This window comes from Mycobacterium sp. ITM-2016-00317 (assembly GCF_002968295.1).
Taxonomy (GTDB): Bacteria; Actinomycetota; Actinomycetes; order Mycobacteriales; family Mycobacteriaceae; genus Mycobacterium.
In genome coordinates this window covers 2161015-2180546 of record NZ_CP134399.1, presented here as the reverse complement: position 1 = coordinate 2180546, position 19532 = coordinate 2161015, and the positions used below count along the sequence as shown (strand labels likewise).

The 19532-nt window shown below is 69.6% G+C and carries 16 protein-coding genes and 1 pseudogene; 8 read left to right on the top strand and 9 right to left on the bottom strand.

The window, feature by feature from the left end; genetic code table 11:
* Nucleotide 1: 1 nt before the first annotated feature.
* From C6A87_RS10370 to rpsB, 6 genes are all read right to left on the bottom strand, one after another.
* Nucleotides 2-568, bottom strand: a complete 567-nt coding sequence (locus C6A87_RS10370) for an FtsX-like permease family protein (protein ID WP_311117144.1) — start codon at nt 566-568, stop codon at nt 2-4.
* Nucleotides 568-1743 (bottom strand): ABC transporter permease, encoded by a 1176-nt coding sequence (locus tag C6A87_RS10365; protein ID WP_311117143.1) that lies wholly within the window; start codon nt 1741-1743, stop codon nt 568-570. Before C6A87_RS10365 ends, C6A87_RS10370 begins: the two co-directional genes overlap by 1 nt.
* 99 nt (nt 1744-1842) lie before the next feature.
* Complete coding sequence (locus C6A87_RS10360) at nt 1843-3249, bottom strand: amidase (protein WP_311117142.1); 1407 nt, start codon at nt 3247-3249, stop codon at nt 1843-1845.
* Nucleotides 3250-3285: 36 nt separating this feature from the next.
* Entirely contained in the window at nt 3286-4773 is a 1488-nt protein-coding gene (locus C6A87_RS10355) for a sugar transferase (RefSeq protein ID WP_311117141.1), read from the bottom strand.
* A gap of 363 nt (nt 4774-5136) precedes the next feature.
* Nucleotides 5137-5964: a translation elongation factor Ts gene (gene tsf / locus C6A87_RS10350; RefSeq protein ID WP_003928570.1), complete on the bottom strand. Its 828-nt coding sequence runs from the start codon at nt 5962-5964 to the stop codon at nt 5137-5139.
* Nucleotides 5965-5991: 27 nt separating this feature from the next.
* Nucleotides 5992-6813 carry a 30S ribosomal protein S2 gene (gene rpsB / locus C6A87_RS10345; protein ID WP_311117140.1) on the bottom strand — a complete coding sequence of 274 codons (822 nt, stop codon included), beginning with the start codon at nt 6811-6813 and terminating at the stop codon, nt 5992-5994.
* 306 nt (nt 6814-7119) lie between these two features.
* Here rpsB and C6A87_RS10340 point away from each other — a divergent pair, with 306 nt between their 5' ends.
* From C6A87_RS10340 to C6A87_RS10300, 8 genes and pseudogenes are all read left to right on the top strand, one after another.
* Entirely contained in the window at nt 7120-7608 is a 489-nt protein-coding gene (locus C6A87_RS10340; RefSeq protein ID WP_311117139.1) for a M23 family metallopeptidase, read from the top strand.
* A 292-nt stretch (nt 7609-7900) separates the two neighbouring features.
* Nucleotides 7901-8766 (top strand): annotated as a pseudogene (locus C6A87_RS29185) (ABC transporter substrate-binding protein).
* A gap of 28 nt (nt 8767-8794) precedes the next feature.
* Complete coding sequence (locus C6A87_RS10325; protein ID WP_311117136.1) at nt 8795-10315, top strand: sugar ABC transporter ATP-binding protein; 1521 nt, start codon at nt 8795-8797, stop codon at nt 10313-10315.
* Nucleotides 10312-11436 carry an ABC transporter permease gene (locus tag C6A87_RS10320; protein ID WP_311117135.1) on the top strand — a complete coding sequence of 375 codons (1125 nt, stop codon included), beginning with the start codon at nt 10312-10314 and terminating at the stop codon, nt 11434-11436. The genes C6A87_RS10325 and C6A87_RS10320 overlap by 4 nt, the downstream gene beginning before the upstream one ends.
* Nucleotides 11433-12434 (top strand): galactofuranose ABC transporter, permease protein YjfF, encoded by a 1002-nt coding sequence (gene yjfF, locus C6A87_RS10315; protein ID WP_311117134.1) that lies wholly within the window; start codon nt 11433-11435, stop codon nt 12432-12434. Before C6A87_RS10320 ends, yjfF begins: the two co-directional genes overlap by 4 nt.
* A complete protein-coding gene (locus C6A87_RS10310; protein WP_311117133.1) occupies nt 12431-13468 on the top strand; it encodes a LacI family DNA-binding transcriptional regulator in 1038 nt (345 codons plus the stop codon). The genes yjfF and C6A87_RS10310 overlap by 4 nt, the downstream gene beginning before the upstream one ends.
* Nucleotides 13465-14976: an L-arabinose isomerase gene (gene araA / locus C6A87_RS10305; protein ID WP_311117132.1), complete on the top strand. Its 1512-nt coding sequence runs from the start codon at nt 13465-13467 to the stop codon at nt 14974-14976. Before C6A87_RS10310 ends, araA begins: the two co-directional genes overlap by 4 nt.
* Nucleotides 14973-15926 carry an aldose 1-epimerase family protein gene (locus C6A87_RS10300; protein ID WP_311117131.1) on the top strand — a complete coding sequence of 318 codons (954 nt, stop codon included), beginning with the start codon at nt 14973-14975 and terminating at the stop codon, nt 15924-15926. The genes araA and C6A87_RS10300 overlap by 4 nt, the downstream gene beginning before the upstream one ends.
* Here C6A87_RS10300 and galK read toward each other — a convergent pair.
* Genes galK through mmsB form a run of 3 tightly spaced genes read right to left on the bottom strand, consistent with a single transcriptional unit; the run spans nt 15920 to nt 19528 of the window.
* Nucleotides 15920-17143: a galactokinase gene (gene galK, locus C6A87_RS10295; RefSeq protein WP_311117130.1), complete on the bottom strand. Its 1224-nt coding sequence runs from the start codon at nt 17141-17143 to the stop codon at nt 15920-15922. The two genes, C6A87_RS10300 and galK, sit on opposite strands and share 7 nt — an antisense overlap.
* The gene (gene galT, locus C6A87_RS10290) at nt 17140-18270 is read right to left on the bottom strand and encodes a galactose-1-phosphate uridylyltransferase (protein ID WP_311117129.1); all 1131 of its coding nucleotides are present in this window, start codon (nt 18268-18270) and stop codon (nt 17140-17142) included. The genes galK and galT overlap by 4 nt, the downstream gene beginning before the upstream one ends.
* 7 nt (nt 18271-18277) lie before the next feature.
* A complete protein-coding gene (mmsB, locus tag C6A87_RS10285) occupies nt 18278-19528 on the bottom strand; it encodes a multiple monosaccharide ABC transporter permease (RefSeq protein ID WP_311117128.1) in 1251 nt (416 codons plus the stop codon).
* Nucleotides 19529-19532: the final 4 nt, after the last annotated feature.

The window sequence follows — 19532 nt, the reverse complement described above, 5'->3', positions numbered from 1 at the left end:
GTCAACCTCCTGATGCGAGGGAACGGATGGGCGATTGCGAGGCCGCTTTCCAGGTCGGCACGATGCTCGTGGTCAGCGCCGCCAGGACGCTGACCACGATCGCGGTCACGGCGCCGGAGGCCAGACCTGGGTAGGACACCCCGGTGGCGACGGCGCCGACGGCACCGAGGACGACCCCGGCGACGACGGCCAGCAGCGCACCGGCGAGCGCGCCCAGCACGGCCGCGATCACCGGTTCGACCAGCAGGGCGGCCACCACGGGCCGGCGTGGCACCCCGTTGGCGCCCAGCACCCCGAGTTCACCGGTGCGATGGGCGACGGTGCGCGTGGTCGCGACCGCGACCTCGGCCACCCCCACCAACAGCACGGTGACGGCGATCAGCACGACGGCACGGGCGATTTCGTCGGCGTGTCCGAGCGAGGCCGACTGGGTGCGGATCCCGTCCGACATCCCGAAGACGAGCACGACCAGGAACGCGCCGGTGGCGGTCGTGATGGCCGGAAGCACCATCTCCCGGACCCGGCGGCGCGCCGCCAGCCACCCGTAGGACAGACCCTTGCTGATCATCAGCGTTCCCCCAACAACGACACCGGGCGCTGTTGCAGCAGCCGGTGGACCGGAACCAACGCCCCGACGATGGCCATCGCGGGCAGGAACATCGCGGTCAGTGCGGCGCCCTGCAGCCAGGATGTCACCGTCGCGATGCCCGGAATCACCAGCGCCACAGCGATACCCGCGCCGATGATGCCCACCACGTACGCGGACAGGAACACGATGGCCGATTCGACGAGGAAGAAGTACAGCACTTCGTCGGCCAGGCCGATGCTGCTCATGATGCCGAATTCGCGGCGCCGCTCGGTCACCGCGGCCAGGAACGACGAGATCGCGATGACGAAGCCCAGACCGAGCCCGATCATCGATATCAATCCGAGGGTCGACCCGGTCACCTTGCCCGAGAACAGAGCCGAGAACTTCTGCGCGAAGGACAGCGGTCCCGAACCGCCGACCGTGTCGTAGATGAGTCCGGCGCCCGCGGGGTCGGGTTGCACCGACGGGTCGGGAGTCGAGGGCAGCCCCACAGCAGCTCCGAACGTCTGCGCGAGGTCGCGACGCTGTTCGCTGCCCGGCGGCGCGGCCACCACCCACCAACCGTCGTCGCCGACGATCGACTGCGCCATGGAGGTCGCCACGGTCATCGACTGGCCGTGGCCGGTGATGCCGACGCGCAGCGGACGCCCGCCGACCGTCACGTGGTCGCCCTCGCCGACTCCGAGCCTCTCAGCCAGCGACGATCCGAGATTCGTTTCGCCGCTGGGAATCTGATCGCTGCCCCGCAGCGACACCGATTCGCCGTCGACGTCGGTGACCCCTGACAGCGTGCGTGTCGCGGTCCACCCCTCAGGGACGGCGATCGCGGGAGCAGGGCCGGAAGCGACCATGGCCTGCGCCGCAGGGTCGTAGTGCACGCCGGCGGCAGGCACCACCCAGAGCTGCCCTGCCCCGAGCACATCGTCGACCGAATCTTCGCCGGTGATGACGAAACTGGCCGAGATGGTCCGCACGACCGTGACACACGCGATCGCGAGCGCGATTCCCACGACCGAGAGCACGAACCTCTCAGGGCGTCGCCGGATGTTGGCCAACGCGAACCGGATCAGGCACGTGAACGTGTTTTGAGAGCCGGTGGGGATCTGCGGTGATCGACCTGTTGTGGGTGCGTTGCCGACCTGACTGGTCTCCACGAGAAGCGATGTTGCGACTCGCAGGTTTCCTCAACAGCCGCCTGCAGTGTCGGCGTTGTTAACAGATCGCCGTCCCGTTACGGCGTCATGTCGCGGTGATCAATCCTGGATGCGGCACCAGGGCTGTGCCTGTTCGAGTTCGAACGCCAAGCTGAGCAGGCGGGCTTCCTCCCCGACGCCTGCGGAGAACATCATCCCCACGGGCATCCCGGTCCCGGACTGGGCCAGCGGCAACGAGATCGCCGGCTCCCCCGTCGCGTTCTGCAGCGGGGTGAACGCCACCCACTCGACGAGCCGGTCGATGATCTGCCGGTACGCAGCGCTGGGATCGAGGTGCCCGACCGGCGGCGTCACGTGGGCCAGCGTGGGTGTCAGCAGGACGTCGTGGTCGGCCTGCAACCGCGAGGTGACGCGGCGCACCCGCGCCAGGCGCGCGATGGCCGTCGGCACCCGGTGCAGATTGCGCGCGGCGTGCTGTTCCAGACCCAGCGACAGGTTGTCCAGCCTGCTGCGGTCGAAGCTCGGGCCGAAGGTGCGCCGGCCACCGCGTATCAACGCGAACGCCAGGAACGACCAGTACAGCAGGAAGTCGTCCATGAACCGCTGCGGCACCGGGTTGTCGATCACGGTGATGCGGTGGCCGAGCGCCTCGAGCAGGGCCGCGGTCTTGAGCGTGAGTTCGGCGACCTCCGGGCTGGCCTCGTGCGCAATCGACCGGGTGCACACCGCGATCCGCAGCCGTCGGCCGTCGGGGCCGGTGACGTCGCCGATGGGCGGCAGTTTCGGGTTCGAGACCACTTTCTCCATCTCGCGGTAGAACGCCGCGGTGTCGCGGACCGAGCGGGTCACCACGCCGTTGGCCACGATGCGCAGCGGCATCTGCCGCATGTCGCGGTCCAGCGGGAGCCGGCCTCGGCTCGGTTTGAGCCCGACCAGTCCGTTGCACGCCGCGGGGATCCGGATCGACCCGCCGCCGTCGTTGGCGTGCGCGATCGGCGCCACCCCGGCGGCGACGAACGCACCGGACCCCGACGACGACGCGCCGGCTGTGTGCCCGGTGTGCCACGGATTGCGCACCGCGCCCAGCCGTGGGTGTTCGGCGGCGGCGCTGAAACCGAACTCCGACATCCGGGTCCGGCCCAGCGGCACCAGGCCGGTGGCCAGGTAGGCGGCGGCGAAGTCGCCGTCGTCGGAGGCCGGCACCGGATCCCAGGCGTCCGTGCCGTTCATCGTGGGCATCCCGGCGACGGCGACGTTGTCCTTGACGAACGACGGCACCCCGTCGAAGAACCCGCCGTAGCGGCGGTGCTGCCGCCCGCGGGCCCGTGCCCGGTCGTAGGCCTGGTAGGCGAGACCGTTGAGGGCCGGGTTCACCTTCTCGGTGCGCGCGATGGCGGCCTCGACGAGTTCCTCGGCGGACACCTCGCCGCGTTGCTGCGCCTCGACCAGGCCGACGGCGTCGGAGTCGCCAAGGGCATCGTCACCGAACGCGTGCACTCGATCCATGGCCGAACGGTACCAAAGCGTACCGGCGGGTCGGCCTCACTCGGCGCGACGCAGCACGGCCCCGACGGTCATCGCCAGGATCTTCCAGTCCAGCCACAGCGACCAGTTCTCGATGTAGAAGTTGTCCCACTCGGCCCGGTCGGCGATCGAGGTCTGCCCGCGCAGACCGTGCACCTGTGCCCATCCGGTGATGCCGGCCTTGACCCGGTGCCGGTCGCCGTAGCGGGCGATCTGGATGTTGAACAGGTCGACATACTCCGGGCGTTCCGGGCGCGGGCCCACCAGGCTCATCTCGCCCCGGATCACGTTGATCAACTGTGGCAGTTCGTCGAGCGAGGTGGCCCGCATGATCTTGCCGATCCGGGTGCGCCGGTCCTCGCCCTCCACCCCGCCCGGCGCGCGGTCGGGATCGAGGGTGAACGCGCCGTCGGTGGCCTCGGGCGGGCGCATGGACCGGAACTTCCGGCACATGAACACCCGGCCGTCGCGGCCGACCCGGGGCTGGCCGAAGAAGATCGGTCCGGGCGAGCTCAGCCGCACCAGCAGCATCAGGGTCACGAACAACGGCGAGATCAGCCCCAGCCCCACCGTCGCGACCACCCGGTCGGACACGTGCTTGGCCACGAACTGCCAGCCGCGCGGGTCGGTGCGGGGAGCGGCGATCAGCGGCAGGCCGCCGATGTGGTCGATGCGGGCGTGCACACCGATGGTGTCGAAGATCCGGGGCACCATCCACACCGCCACGCCCCGGTTCTGTGCGAGCCTGACCGCCGTGGACAACGCGTCGTCGCGGGTGCGGGAGAACGCGACGATCATGCACTCGGCCCCGGTGGCGGTGATGACCCGGTCCAGGTCGTCCAGCCGCCCCAGGTACGGGATGCTCGAAGGCTTGTCGCGGTCGATGCCCATCGACGGCGGCTCGTCGTCGACCAACCCGACCGGCCGCAGGCCGTACTCCGGGGTGATCTCGAGCCGGTCGACGACCTTGGCGGCGATCCGGCCATTGCCGACGATGAGTGTCGGCGCGGTCAGCACGTTGCGGCGGTAGAGGTGGCGCTTGATCGAGTACCACAGCAGCCGCCCGAGCGGGATCAGCACCGCCGCGCACATCCAGATCCTGGCCACGGTGTTGCCGAGGGAGCCGGACACCCCCGAGTTCAGGACGAGGCCGCTCAGCAGCAGCATCGCGGTCAGCGCGGTGACGGCCTGCAGGGTCGGGAGTTCGTCGAGGAAGGTCCGCTCCAGGGACCGCCGGTAGAGACCCCGCAGCGCGCTCATCATCAGGATGGTCGGTGCGAAGAACCACAGCATCCAGGTCGGTGGCAGCTGCAGGTGATCGTGCGACGCCCAGAACATCCCGATCGCCACCGCCGCCGACGCGGTCGACAGGTCGATCAGGGGACCGGCAACCCGTTCCCAGGCTTTGTGTCTGCGTAACTGGCCGAAGTCAGCGATCTCCTCGGCTGAAACCTCCCCCCCGACGGCAATGTTTGCCGTACGGCGGACTTCAACGGTATCCGTCACCTGGACCGCGAATTTTATTCCCCACCAACATGGACAGAGGTTAACTCAGCAAATAGCGAAAACAGCAACGAACACCAATTAACTGAGCCGTTAAATGGCAGGCAGATTAGCTGCACTCTTTGCCACCGCCATCACTCACGGAACACGGCAAACCACGGAACTCGGCGGCACGGCCCAGGCACCCCGGTTTGCCGCACACAGTGCAGCGTTGGCAAACAATCGCGGGTGATTCGCGGGGTTCCCGTGCCGCGCCGCCGACGCGGTGCGGAATCCGCCGCCCGGCCCGCCGTCGCGCCTCCCGACAACGACAAGACCCCCGAGACACTGTCTCGGGGGTCTTGTCGTTGTCTGCGTGTCAGGCGATCAGGCCTGACCGACCTCGAAGCGGACGAACCGCGTCACGGTCACCCCGGCCTCGTCGAGCAGCGACTTGACCGACTTCTTGTTGTCGGACACCGACGGCTGATCGAGCAGCACCACGTCCTTGTAGAACCCGGTGACCCGACCCTCGACGATCTTGGTCAGCGCCTGCTCCGGCTTGCCCTCGGCGCGGGCCGTCTCCTCGGCGATCCGCCGCTCGTTGGCGACGATGTCCTCGGGGACGTCCTCACGGCTGAGGTACTTGGCCTTCAGCGCGGCGATCTGCAGCGCGACCGCGTGCGCGGCGGCCGTGCCCTTGTCGGCGTCGCCGGCTTCGTACTCGACCAGCACACCCACCGCGGGCGGCAGGTCCGCGGCACGCTTGTGCAGGTAGGTCTCCACCGTGCCGTCGAAGTAGGCGGCGCGACGGAGTTCGAGCTTCTCGCCGATCTTCGCCGACAGGTCGGCGATGGCCTGCTCGACGGTCGAGTCACCGAGCTTGGCGGCCTTGAGAGCCTCGACATCGCCGGCCTTGGCCTCGGCGGCCGCGGCGACGACCTGGTCGGCCAGTGCCTGGAACTCGGCGTTCTTGGCGACGAAGTCCGTCTCGGAGTTCAGCTCGATGAGCGCACCGTTCTTGGCGGCGACCAGGCCCTCGGCGGTGGCGCGCTCGGCGCGCTTGCCGACGTCCTTGGCGCCCTTGATACGCAGCAACTCGACGGCCTTGTCGAAGTCGCCCTCGGCCTCGACCAGCGCGTTCTTCGAATCCAGCATGCCGGCACCGGTCAGCTCCCGGAGGCGCTTGACGTCGGCGGCGGTGTAGTTAGCCATAGATGTCTTTCCTTAAAGGCGTCGAAATCAGGACTGTTCGGGTGCTGCGGCCTCGGGCGCGCCGGCCTCGGGTGCGGCGGTGGTGGCACCGGCCAGCAACTCCTGCTCCCATTCGGCCAGCGGCTCGGCCGCTTCCGTGGCGGGCTTGTCGGCGCCGCCGCCGGCACGGGCCTGCAGGCCCTCGGCGACCGCGGAGGCCACGACCTTGGTCAGCAGCGCGGCCGAGCGGATCGCGTCGTCGTTGCCCGGGATCGGGTAGTCGACGACGTCGGGATCGCAGTTGGTGTCCAGGATCGCGATGATCGGGATGTTCAACTTGCGGGCCTCGGCGACCGCGAGGTGCTCCTTGTTGGTGTCGACGACCCAGATCGCCGACGGCACCTTCTGCATGTCCCGGATACCGCCGAGCGAGCGCTCCAGCTTGTTCTTCTCACGCGTCAGCATGAGGATTTCCTTCTTGGTGCGACCCTCGAAGCCACCGGTCTGCTCCATCGCCTCAAGCTCCTTCATCCGCTGGAGGCGCTTGTGCACGGTCTGGAAGTTGGTGAGCATGCCGCCCAGCCAGCGCTGGTTCACGTACGGCATGCCGACGCGGGTCGCCTCCTGGGCGATGGACTCCTGCGCCTGCTTCTTGGTGCCGACGAACATGATCGAACCGCCGTGCGCAACGGTTTCCTTTACGAACTCGTACGCCGAGTCGATGTAGGTCAGCGTCTGCTGCAGGTCGATGATGTAGATGCCGTTGCGGTCGGTGAAGATGAACCGCTTCATCTTGGGATTCCAGCGACGGGTCTGGTGCCCGAAGTGTGCGCCGCTGTCGAGCAGCTGCTTCATGGTTACAACAGCCATGGTTGGCGATACCTCTTTGCTTGTCGGTTGTCGTCCGGCATCGGGTGAGCCGGACCCTGGCGTCTGCTTTCGATGCCGGACCCGCCGTCGAGGAGAACCTCGGGACGGGACCGCCCGGCATGCGAGGTGACGATGCCCCGGAACAACTGGAGCCCGTGTCGCAGACGCGCGAAGTCAGCCCGCGCAAACGAGCTGCGGGTAGCAGTTTACACCCTGCGAGCAGCTGGTTTTACCAGCGCACACACCGTGCACAGGCGTGCGATGTCGCGCTTCCGCCACCCGGCGACAGTGCGCTGAACTGGGCGGATGCGGATCGCGCTGATAGCCGTCGCCGTCACGGTACTGCCGGTGGCCCCCGCGGCGGCCGACGACGGGCGGCTGGGCTGGCCGATGCGTCCGCGGCCGGCGGTGGTGCGGATGTTCGATGCACCGACCCCGAAGTGGCAGCGCGGCCACCGCGGCGTCGACCTTGCCGGTGTCGCGGGACAGCCGGTGCACGCGACGGCCCCGGGCACGGTGGTGTTCGCGGGCCTACTGGCCGGCAGGCCGGTCGTGTCGATCGCCCATCCCGGCGGTCTGCGCACCAGCTACGAGCCCGTGGACCCCGCGGTGCGGCAGGGCCAGGTGGTCGCGGCGGGCACCACCCTCGGCGCGCTGACCGCGGGACATCCGGGCTGCCCGGTGTCGGCATGCCTGCACTGGGGCGCGATGTGGGGACCTGCCTCGCGCGCCGACTACGTCGACCCGCTGGGGTTGGTGGCCACCACGCCGGTGCGGCTCAAACCGGTGCGCTGAGCGCGCAGCAGCCGGGCCATGTGAGCGCTCACCAATCCGCCCAGCAGCCCTTGAACTGCCCTTTTGGCTATTGACAGTGCCAAAACGTTAGCGTTAACATCCACCCTGTTACCTAGGCCACACTCTCCGGCCCGGTGTGACGCCATCACCCCCACCAGCAAGGAGCGACCGTGAGGAAAAGAGCACTGTTCGCGGCATTGGCAGCCACCGTGGCCACCGCCCTGGCGGGGTGCGGCAGCGGGCCGGCCCCGGACCGGGCGGCGGCAGCGGGAGCGGGGACGGCAGCCTCACCATGGGCTTCTCCCAGGTGGGCGCCGAGAGCGGCTGGCGCACCGCCAACACCAAATCCGTCCAGGAGGCCGCCTCGGCCGCCGGCGTCCACCTCAAGTTCTCCGACGCCAACGGCAAGCAGGAGAACCAGATCTCGGCGCTGCGGTCGTTCATCCAGCAGGGCGTCGACGTGCTGGCGTTCAGCCCCGTGGTGCGCACCGGTTGGGACGCCGTGCTGCTGGAGGCCAAGAACGCGAACATCCCGGTGATCCTCACCGATCGCGCGGTGGACACCACGGTTCCCGATGCCTATAAGACGTTCCTGGGCGCGGATTTCGTCGACGAGGGCCGCGTGCCGGCCAGTGGGTCGTCGAGGAGTACGCGGACCGGACCGACCCGGTGAACATCGTGATCCTGGAGGGCACCACCGGTGCCGATCCCGCCATCGACCGCAACACCGGCTTCGAGGAGGCGATCTCGGCATCGCCCAACCTGACGGTGATCGCGTCGCAGACAGGCGATTTCACTCGATCCGGCGGCAAGCAGGTGATGGAGGCGTTCCTCAAGGCCCATCCCGACATCGACCTGGTGTTCGCGCAGAACGACGACATGGGTCTGGGCGCGGTCGAGGCGATCCAGGCCGCGGGCAAGACCCCCGGCAAGGACATCGAGATCGTCGCGGTCGACGCCACCAACGACGGCATGCAGGCGCTGGCCGACGGCAAGTTCAACTTCCTGGTGGAATGCAACCCGCTGCTCGGACCGCAACTGATGGATCTGGCGAAGAAGGTGGTGGCGGGCGAGCAGGTCCCCGCACGCGTGGTGGTCCCGGACCAGACGTTCACCACCGAGCAGGCGATCGAAGCACTTCCCAACCGGCAGTACTGAACCGGGCATCGGACAGCGGACCGTAAACATGGATCCAGTCACCGAACCGTTGGTGCTGATGCGCGGCATCGACGTCACCTTCCCCGGGGTCAAGGCCCTCGACGGGGTGGATTTCCGCCTGATGCCCGGGGAGGTGCACGCGCTGATGGGTGAGAACGGCGCAGGCAAGTCCACCTTGATCAAGGCGTTGACCGGTGTTTACGACATCGACGGCGGGCAGATCACGGTCGGCGGCCAACCACAGCGGTTCACCGGCCCCCGGCAGGCTCAGGACGCCGGGATCAGCACGGTGTACCAGGAGGTCAACCTCTGCCCGAACCTCACGGTCGCGGAGAACATCCTGCTGGGCCGCGAACCCCGCCGGTTCGGCCGCATCGTCTACCGGACGGTGCACCAGGTGGCGCGCACGCTGCTGGCCCAGCTCGAACTCGACATCGACCCCCGCTCGGTGCTGGGCAGCCATCCGATCGCCGTCCAGCAATTGGTGGCGATCGCCCGCGCCACCGCCGTCGAGGCGAAGGTGCTCGTGCTGGACGAGCCCACCTCCAGCCTGGACACCGGCGAGGTCGCCGAGCTCTTCCGGGTCGTCCGCAGGCTCCGCGACGACGGGACTGCGGTGCTGTTCGTGTCCCACTTCCTGGACCAGGTCTACGAGATCGCGGACCGGATGACGGTGCTGCGCAACGGCAGGACGGTCGGCGAATGGCGCACCGCCGAGCTCGACCGGCACCGGCTGGTCTCGGCCATGGTCGGACACGATCTCGAGACGCTCGGCGAGATCGCCTCCGAGGCATCCGAACTGCGCACCGAGCAGTCCGCCACGCCGTTCGTGTCGGTAGAGCAGATCGCGCGGCCGCCGCGGGTGAAGCCCACCGACCTGGACCTGCATGCCGGCGAGATCGTCGGGCTGGCAGGGCTGCTCGGATCCGGACGCACCGAACTGGCCCGGCTGGTGTTCGGCGCCGACCACGCCACCGGCGGCGAGGTCCGCGTCGACGGCGCACCGGCACAGATCCGCACACCGCGCGCCGCGATCGGTCACGGGTTCGCGTTCACCTCGGAGAACCGCAAAACCGAGGGCATCGTCGCCGACATGTCGGTCCGCGACAACCTGGTGCTGGCGCTGCAGGCCCGCCGCGGGTTCGCGCGGCCGTTGTCGGCCCAGGCCAAGACCGAACTCGTCGCGCGCTACATCGACATGCTCGACATCCGACCGGCCGACCCCGACACCCCGATCCGCAATCTCAGTGGGGGCAATCAACAGAAGGTGCTGCTGGCCCGCTGGCTGATCACGACGCCGCGTCTGCTGATCCTCGACGAACCCACCCGCGGCATCGACGTCGGCGCCAAGGCGCAGATCCAGAAACTGATCACCAGACTGTCGGCAGAGGGCATGGCCGTGCTGTTCATCTCGGCCGAACTCGACGAGGTGGCCCGCATCAGCAACCGGGTCGCGGTGCTGCGCGACGGCCTGACCGTGGCCGAGATCCGGGGCGGCTGTTCGGTTTCCGAGCTCACCCGGCTCATCGCGGCAGGCGACGGGCAGTGACCGCCCGCCCGTCGGTCCGGCGTCGTATCGCCGACTCACCGCTGATCTGGCCGGCCCTCGCGCTGGTCGCGCTGTTGGTGCTCAACGTGTTCCTGACCCCCGGATTCCTCGGCGTGCGCATCCAGGAGGGTCACCTCTACGGCAGCACCATCGACATCCTGCGCAACGGCGCGCCCACCATGCTGGTCGCGCTGGGCATGACACTGGTGATCGCCTCACGCGGGATCGACCTGTCGGTGGGCGCCGTGGTGGCGATCTCCGGCGCGCTGGCCTGCGCGCACGTGGCCGGCTCTGCCGACCCGACCAGCGGTGCCACCATCGCGGTGGGGATGGTGCTGGCGGTCGGCGCCGCGGCGGTGCTGGGCCTGTGGAACGGCGCTCTGGTGTCGATCTTCGGGATCCAGCCGATCATCGCCACGCTGGTGCTGATGACCGCGGGGCGGGGAATCGCGCTGCTGATCACCGAAGGCCAGATACTGACCGTCACCGGCGATCCGTTCAAGGTCCTCGGCGCCGGCTACGCGTTCGGCCTACCGGTGGCGGTGCTGGTCAGCCTCGCGGTGTTCGCGGTGGTCGGGCTGCTGACCCGGTGCAGCGCGCTGGGCATGCTGCTGGAGGCCGTGGGGGTCAACCCCGAGGCCAGCCGGCTGGCCGGGGTGCGGTACCGCACGATCGTGTTCGCCGTCTACGTGTTCTGCGCGGTGTGCGCAGGCATCGCGGGTCTGATGATCGCGTCGAACATCGCCGCCGCCGACGCCAACAACGCCGGCCTGTGGATCGAGATGGACGCGATCCTCGCGGTGGTGATCGGTGGCACGTCGCTACTCGGCGGCAGGTTCAGCCTCACCGGAACCCTGTTGGGCGCGTTGATCATCCAGACGCTCACCACGACGGTGTACACCGCGGGCATCACGCCGGAGACCACCCTGGTGTTCAAGGCCGCCGCGGTGATCCTGGTGTGCCTGGCCCAGGCGCCGAAGTTCCGCGCGCTGGCGCGCAACCGGTGGACCCGCAGGCGCACTCCCCCCGCGGCGGCCCCGGCCGGGACCGCCGGGTCCGGCATGCCGGACGAGGTCCGGACCGTCGCCGAACCGACGACGCAGAAGGTGAGCACGCCATGAGCGTCGAGTTCGCAGTCCGCCCGAAGTTCCTCGCCCCGGCGGGGCGGATCAGCCGGGGCGGCCGCTTCCGGCCCCTGATGGCGTCGTCGGCGCTGTTCGTCGCACTGTTCGGACTCGTCGCTGTGCGGTACGACTTCGCCAGCACCACACAGCTTTTCCTGAACCTGCTGATCGACAACGCCCATCTGGTGGTGCTCGCGGTCGGGATGACGTTCGTGATCCTCACCGGCGGCATCGACTTGAGCGTCGGGTCCGTGGTCGCGCTGTCCACGGTGATCCTGGCCAAGACCCTGCAGGTGGGCTGGCCGACGCCGGTCGCGGTCGTGGTGGTGCTGCTGGTCGGTCCGGCACTGGGCCTGGTGATGGGGCTGATCATCGAGTACTTCGAGGTGCAGCCGTTCATCGTGACGCTGGCCGGCATGTTCCTGGCCCGCGGGATGTGTTACGTGGTCAGCGTCGAGACGCTGCCGATCGACGACCCGCTGTTGCGCACGTTCGGTCTGCACTACCTCTACGTGTGGGAGGAGAAGTTCATCCGCCCCGCCGTGGTGGTGACGATCGTGGTCGTGGTGGCGGCGGCGTATGTGCTGCACCAGACCCGATTCGGGCGCACGGTGTACGCGGTCGGCGGCAACCGCCAGTCGGCGATGCTGATGGGGCTGGCCGTGGGCCGGGCCCGGGTGTCGGTGTACGTGGTCAGCGGGCTGTGCGCGTCGCTGGCCGGACTGCTGCTCAGTGTGCAGAAGCTGTCGGGCTACAGCCTCAACGGCGTCGGACTGGAACTCGACGCGATCGCCGCCGTGGTGATCGGCGGGGTGCTGCTCTCCGGCGGTGTCGGCATGGTTGTCGGGTCGGTCATCGGCGTGCTGATCCTGGGCACCATCCAGACGCTGGTGACCGCGGAGAACCTGGACTCGTACTGGACCAGGATCGTGACCGGGGTGCTGCTGCTGCTGTTCGTCCTGGTTCAGCGCGTGCTGTCGCGGGACACCCGGTGACCGCGGACCGCACGGTGCGGCGCCCGGTGATGGCCGACGTCGCCCGGCTGGCCGGCGTCTCGCACCAGACGGTGTCGCGGGTCATCAACGGCGCCAACAACATCCGCCCGGACACCCGCTCCCGGGTCGAGCACGCGATCGCCGCGCTGGGGTACCGGCCCAACACCGCGGCCCGCACCCTGGTGACGCGGCGGTCCAGGACCGTCGGCATCATCAGCAGCAACACCTCGCAGCACGGGCCTGCCAGCATCCAGCATTCGCTGCAGGAGGCGGCGCGGTCGGCCGGCTACTTCAGCAGCGTGGTGACGCTGTCGGAGGTCACCCACCGTGAACTGCGCGACGCGCTGGACCATCTGGACCGCCAGTCCGTCGAGGCCATCGTGATGATCGCGACCCAGCACGACGCGCTGGCCGTCGCCCACGCCGAGATCACCTCGACCCCGTTGATCGTGGTGGAGGGCGAGCTGACCGGACGGGGACGCTCGGTCGGCGTGGACCAGATGGCCGGGGCGCGGCTGGCCACCCAGCACCTCATCGACCTGGGCCACCGCCACATCGTGCACGTGTCCGGACCGCTGAGCTGGACCGAGGCCCGGGCCCGCCGCAGCGGCTACGTCGAGGTGATGCGGCGTGCGGGCCTGCGGGTGGACGCCGATCTGGAAGGCGACTGGAGCCCGGCCCGCGGCTGCGCGATCGGTCGCGCGCTGGCCGAACGTGGCCATTTCACCGCGGTTTTCGTCGCCAACGACCAGATGGCCGTCGGGCTGCTGCACGCGTTCGCCGAAGCCGGCATCGCAGTGCCCGGCGACGTCAGCGTGGTCGGCTTCGACGATGTCCCCGAGGCGGCCTACACCACCCCGTCGCTGACCACCGTGCACCAGGACTTCGCCGCGGTCGGCAGACGGGCGATCGAGGTCGTCACCGCCGTCCTCGACGGCGTCGAGGTGGTCACCCCGCTGCTCACCCCGCAGTTGGTCATCCGCTCCAGCAGTGCGCGGATGGCTCCGCAACGAACGAAAGGACTCAGGGCATGATCGGTTCCCGCCTCGTCGACGCCGAGGTCTGGTTCGTCACCGGCAGCCAGTCGATGTACGGACCCGAGACTCTCGAGCAGGTCGCCGCGCAGTCTCAGGAGATCGCGACGCTGCTCGACCAGTCCGCCGAGATGCCGGTGCGGGTGCGCTGGCAGCCCACGGTGGTCTCGGCCGAGGCCATCGCGTCGGTGGTCGCCGACGCTAACCGGGACCCGAACTGCATCGGCATCATCGCCTGGATGCACACCTTCTCCCCCGCCAAGATGTGGATCCGCGGACTTCGGGCGCTGCAACGGCCGATGCTGCATCTGCACACCCAGCACAACGTGGAGTTGCCGTGGAGCACCATCGATATGGACTTCATGAACCTCAACCAGGCCGCGCACGGCGACCGCGAGTTCGGCTACATCCAGTCGCGGCTGTCGGTGCCGCGCAAGACGGTCGCCGGCCACGTCAGTGACCCGCAGGCCCGCCGCCGCATCGGTCACTGGGCCCGCGCCGCACTCGGTTTCGCCGAGATCCGCACGATGAACGTGGCCCGCTTCGGCGACAACATGCGCAGTGTCGCGGTCACCGAGGGCGACAAGGTGGAGGCCGAGGCGCACTTCGGGGTGTCGGTGAACACCTTCGCGGTCAACGACCTCGCCGAGTCGGTGTCGCGGGTCGGCGAGGACAGTGTCGACAAGCTGATCCGTGAGTACCGGGACCGCTACGACGTGGCCGAGGAACTGCTGCCCGGCGGTGCGCGGCACACCGCGCTGCGTGACGGCGCCCGGATCGAGGCCGGCTTGCGCCGGTTCCTCGAGCAGCACGAATTCCAGGCGTTCACCACGAATTTCGAGGATCTCGGCCCACTGAAGCAGCTGCCCGGCCTCGCCGTGCAGCGGCTGATGGCCGACGGATACGGTTTCGCCGGTGAAGGCGACTGGAAGACCGCGGTGATGCTGCGCACCGTGAAAGTGATGGCCGACGGGCTGCCGGGGGGCACGTCGTTCATGGAGGACTACACCTACGACCTGACCCCGGGCCGGGAACGCGTGCTCGGCGCGCACATGCTGGAGGTGTGCCCGTCGATCACCGAGTCCAGGCCCTCACTGGAGGTGCACCCGCTGTCCATCGGCAACCGCGACGACCCGGTGCGCCTGCGGTTCACCGCCTCCCCCGGCGACGCCACGATCCTCGGGATCAGTGACATGGGTCCGCGATTCCGCCTGGTGGCCAACACGGTCCGGGTGGTGGAGCCGACGGCCGCACTGCCGAAACTGCCGGTCGCGTGCGCGGTGTGGGAGCCGCAGCCGAGCTGGTCGGTGTCGACCGAGGCGTGGCTGGCGGCCGGAGCGCCCCACCACACCGTGCTCACCACCGCGCTGGGCGTCGAGCCGTTCGAGGATTTCGCCGTGATGACCGGCACCGAACTGCTCGTCATCGACAGCGAGACCACGGTCGGCTCCTTCGCCCGCGAATTGCGTTGGAACAACGCCTATCACCACCTGGCGGCGGGGCTGTGACGCTCGCTCCCCCGGTCGCCCCGGCGTCGACGTGCGGTGACGAGTTCGAGCTGACGCTGCCCGGCAGGCGTCCGGTGCGGGCGGTGATCGCCGAGGTCGGCGCCGCCCTGCTGGAACTGTCGGTCGGCGGGGTGGCTCTGACGCCGCGGTACGACACCACCGCGGCACGCCCCTTCTACAGCGGCGCCGTGCTCGCCCCGTGGCCCAACCGGGTGCGTGACGGGCGCTGGACGCTCGACGGGGTGACCCAGCAGCTCGACATCACCGAACCGGAGAACGGCAACGCGCTGCACGGCCTGCTGTCCTTCGCCCCGTACCGGCTGACCGAACGCAGCACCTCGTCCATCACGCTGGGCGCGCGGGTGCATCCCCAGCACGGCTACCCGTTCAGCCTGAAGACCCGGGTGCGCTACGCGCTGACCACGACCGGTATCAGCGTCACCCACACGATCGGCAACGTCGGCCCCGCGCCGGCGCCGGTCGCGGTCGGGGCGCACCCGTTCCTCACCGTCGGCGACGTGCCCGCCGACGAGCTGGTGCTCACCGTGGCGGCCGACCGGCACATCGACGTCGACGAACGGCTCAACCCGACCGGCACCACACCGGTGGCGGGCACCGAATGGGATCTGCGCGGTGGCCGGCCGGTGGCCGAGCTGGGCTTCGACGACTGCTGGACGGGCCTGCACATGAGCGGCGGCATCAGCACCCACACCCTGCGCGCGCCCGACGGTCGCTCGGTGTCACTGTGCGCCGGAACGGGTTTCGACTATGTGCACGTGTTCGTCACCCGGCGCTACCCGACGGCGCAGGGCCATGTCACCGCGGTGGCCGTCGAGCCGATGTCCGCGGCCGCCGACGCGTTGAACAGCGGCGCCGGGTTGCGCTGGCTGGAGTGCGGGCAACACTGGTCGGCATCGTGGTCGATCCGCTACCAGGACCCCGGTCAGTAGACCCGGCGCGCCGCGGCCGCGCAGTCGGCGGCCAGGAACCGGGGGCGGGGAAGCCCGCCGTCGTGCGCCCGGCGCAGCACCGCCTCGGCGACGGTCGCCGTGTCACCTGCTTCCACCAGGGCCAGCACCGATCCCCCGAACCCGCCACCGATCATCCGGGCGCCGAGGGCCCCGGCGTCGAGCGCGGCCTCGACCGCACTGTCCAGTTCGACCGAGCTGACGGCGAGGTCGTCGCGTAACGACCGGTGCGACGCGCTCAGCAGCGGGCCGACGGCGGCCAGGTCGGCCGCACGCAAGCGCTCGACCGCGGCGTCCACCCGCCGGAACTCGGTGAGCACGTGGCGCAGCGGACGACGCAGTTGGTGGGCACCGAGGGTGGCGAGATCCACCACGTCCTGCACGTCGACCTCGGCACCGTCGAGCACGTCACGGTCGACCCGCGCGCACGCCTGCTCGACCATGGTGCGGCAGCGGCCGTAGTCGCCCTGCACCAGTCGGTGTGGAGAGTTCGTGTTGATCACCATCAGCGCCAGGTCCGGGTTCACACTGTCGACCGCGACGTGCTCGACGGTGCCGTCGGCGCAGTCCAGCACCATCGCGTGGCCGCGGCGAGCGCGCAGCGACACCGACTGGTCCATCAGCCCGGTCGCCGCGCCGACCACGACGTTCTCCGCGGTGGCGCAGTCGCGGGCCAGCACGGCGCGGCCGGCGTTGTCGGTCGCCACCCCCGACAGCTCGGCGACGGCCAGGGCCACCGCGCATTCGAGCGCGGCCGAACTCGACAGTCCTGCACCTTGGGGCACCGTCGACGTCACCGCGATGTCCACACCCGGCATCCGGGCGATGGACTCGTGGTAGGCCATCGCCCACAACACCCCGGCCGCATAGCCGGCCCATCCCGACGGGCTGCCCGGTCCGACATCCCCGACCCGCCCGGCCCAGTCCGGCTGCGGCCCGGTCGAGGTGCACCGCACCACGTCGTCGGAGCGGATACGCACCGCCACCGCGGTGGCATACGGCAGCGCGAACGGCACCACCCGCCCGCCCACGTAGTCGACGTGTTCGCCGATGATGTTGGCCCGCCCCGGCGCGATCCAGACCCCTTGCGGCGCAGCGTCGAACGCGTCGGTGAACGCGGCAGCGGCATTGTCGGCGAGCGCCCGGTCCGGCACCGGCGGCAGCAGCCGGCGCGGCCTCGTCGACCACGACACGCTCACCGGATCTCCCGGAACCGGTCCGCGATGCGTTCGGGGGTGGTGTCGTTGATCCACGCGCCCATCCCTGATTCCGATCCGGCCAGGTACTTCAGCCGCCCCGGCGCCCGCATCACCGAGAACAGCTGCAGGTGCAGCCGGCCCAGTTCCCGCTGCGGGCCGACCGGGGCCTGGTGCCAGGCCGCGACGTAAGGCGTCTCGTCGACGCCGTCGAAGAACCGGTCGACCCGGCCGAGCAGATCGAGATAAACGGTGGCCAACTCGTCGCGCTCGCCGTCGGTGAGCTCGGCGAAATCGGCGACCGCGCGGTGCGGGAGCAGGTGCACCTCCATCGGCCAGCGCGCCGCGGACGGGACGAACGCCGTCCACCGCTGCCCCGCCACCACGATCCGGCGCCCGGCCCGCCGCTCGGCGTCGAGCACGTCGGCGAACAGATCGCCGCCGGTGGCCGCGCGGTGCCGCCGGGCCTGGCGCATCACCGCCTCGGTCCGCGGCGGAAGGTAGGGGTAGGCGTAGATCTGCCCGTGCGGGTGGGTCAGCGTCACCCCGATCTGCCTGCCGCGGTTCTCGAAACAGAACACCTGCGCGACGCCGGGCAGTTCGGACAGTTCCGCGGTCCGGTCCGCCCACACGTCGATCACGGTGCGGGCGCGACGGTGCCCGACGGTGGCGAAGCTGGCGTGCGGGTCGCTGGTGAAGCAGACCACCTCGCAGCACCCGGTGCCCGGCCGCAGCGGCCACAGCGGCTCACCGTCGAGGTACGGCGGCAGGTCCTGGTCGCCGGCCCGCGCCGACAGCGACGGGAACCGGTTCTCGAACACCACGACGTCGTAGTCGGCGGCCGGGATCTCGGTGGCCGGGCCGCCCGGGCGGGTGGGCGCCAGCGGAGAGTCACCGGCCGGGGGCAGGTAGGTGCGGTCCATGCGCTGGGCCGCGATCGCGATCCACTCCCCGGTCAGCACGTCGTAGCGCAGCTGGGACTCCGAGGTGGCCGGCGGCAGCACCCGGGGATCGCGTGCGGTCCGCGGCGGTGGGGCGTCGCTGTCGTCGAAATAGATCAGCCTGCGACCGTCCGCCAGGGTCGTCACCGTCTTACGCACGGGCGGAGCGTCGTTGCGGGGTAAGGCCATCGGCGTCTCAGCGACCGCCGCGCCGCTTGTTGTACACGTCGAAGCCCACCGCGGCCAGCAACACCAGGCCCTTGATCACCTGCTGCACGTCGGTGCCGATGCCCAGGATCGACATCCCGTTGTTGAGCACGCCGAGCACCAGGCCGCCGATGATGGCGCCGAACACGGTGCCGACCCCACCGCTGGAGGACGCGCCGCCGATGAACGCCGCCGCGATGGCCTCCAGTTCGAAGTTGATGCCGGCCTGCGGGGTGGCCGAGTTCAGCCGGGCGGCGAACATCAGGCCCGCGACCGCGGCGAGCGCGCCCATGTTGACGAACACCAGCAGCGTCACCCAGCGGTTGCGCACCCCGGACAACTTCGCCGCCGCGGCGTTGCCGCCGACCGCGTAAACCTGGCGGCCGAACACGGTGTTGCGCATCAGGAATGCGTAGATCAGCGTCAGCACCACCAGGATGATGCCGACGATCGGCACACCGCGGTAGCTGGCCAGCAGCAGCGTCACCGCGCCGAGGGCCGCGACGATCGCCACGCATTTCGCGATGAACAGCGGCGTGCCGGAAACCGGCTGGCCGTAACGGCTCTGGGAGCGCCGCCGACGGATCTGCATGCCGACCGCCGCGATCGTGATCACCCCGCCGAGCAGGATCGTCGGCCAGTGGTAGAGCGCGTTGGTCCCCCACTCGGGCAGAAAGCCGCTGCTGAAGGTCTGCAGCGCGGGCGGCATCGGCGCGATGGACTGCCCCTGCAGGATGTACTGGGTGGCGCCGCGGAAGATCAGCATGCCGCCGAGGGTCACGATGAACGACGGGATGCCGACGAACGCGATCCAGAATCCCTGCCACGCGCCGATCAGCGCGCCCATCGCCACGCACAGCACCACGGCCAGCAGCCACGGCATGTCGTGGCGCACCATCAGGACCGCGGCCATCGCGCCGGTGAACGCCGCGATCGAACCGACCGACAGGTCGATGTGGCCGTTGATGATCACGATCACCATCCCGATGGCGAGCACCAGGATGTAGCCGTTCTGCTGGATGATGTTGGTGACGTTCAGCGGCTTCAGCAGGATGCCGTCGGTCCACACCTGGAACAGCAGCACGATCGCCAGCAGGGCGACCACCATGCCGGACTGGCGGATGTGGGAGATCAGGAACTGCGAGATCCGGTCCCGCAGTCCCGGCGGATCCGGTCGGGATCCGTTGGGCGGCTGGGCCACCGGCGAATTCGGCGACGGTTGGTCGACGGTGGTGGTCACGGAA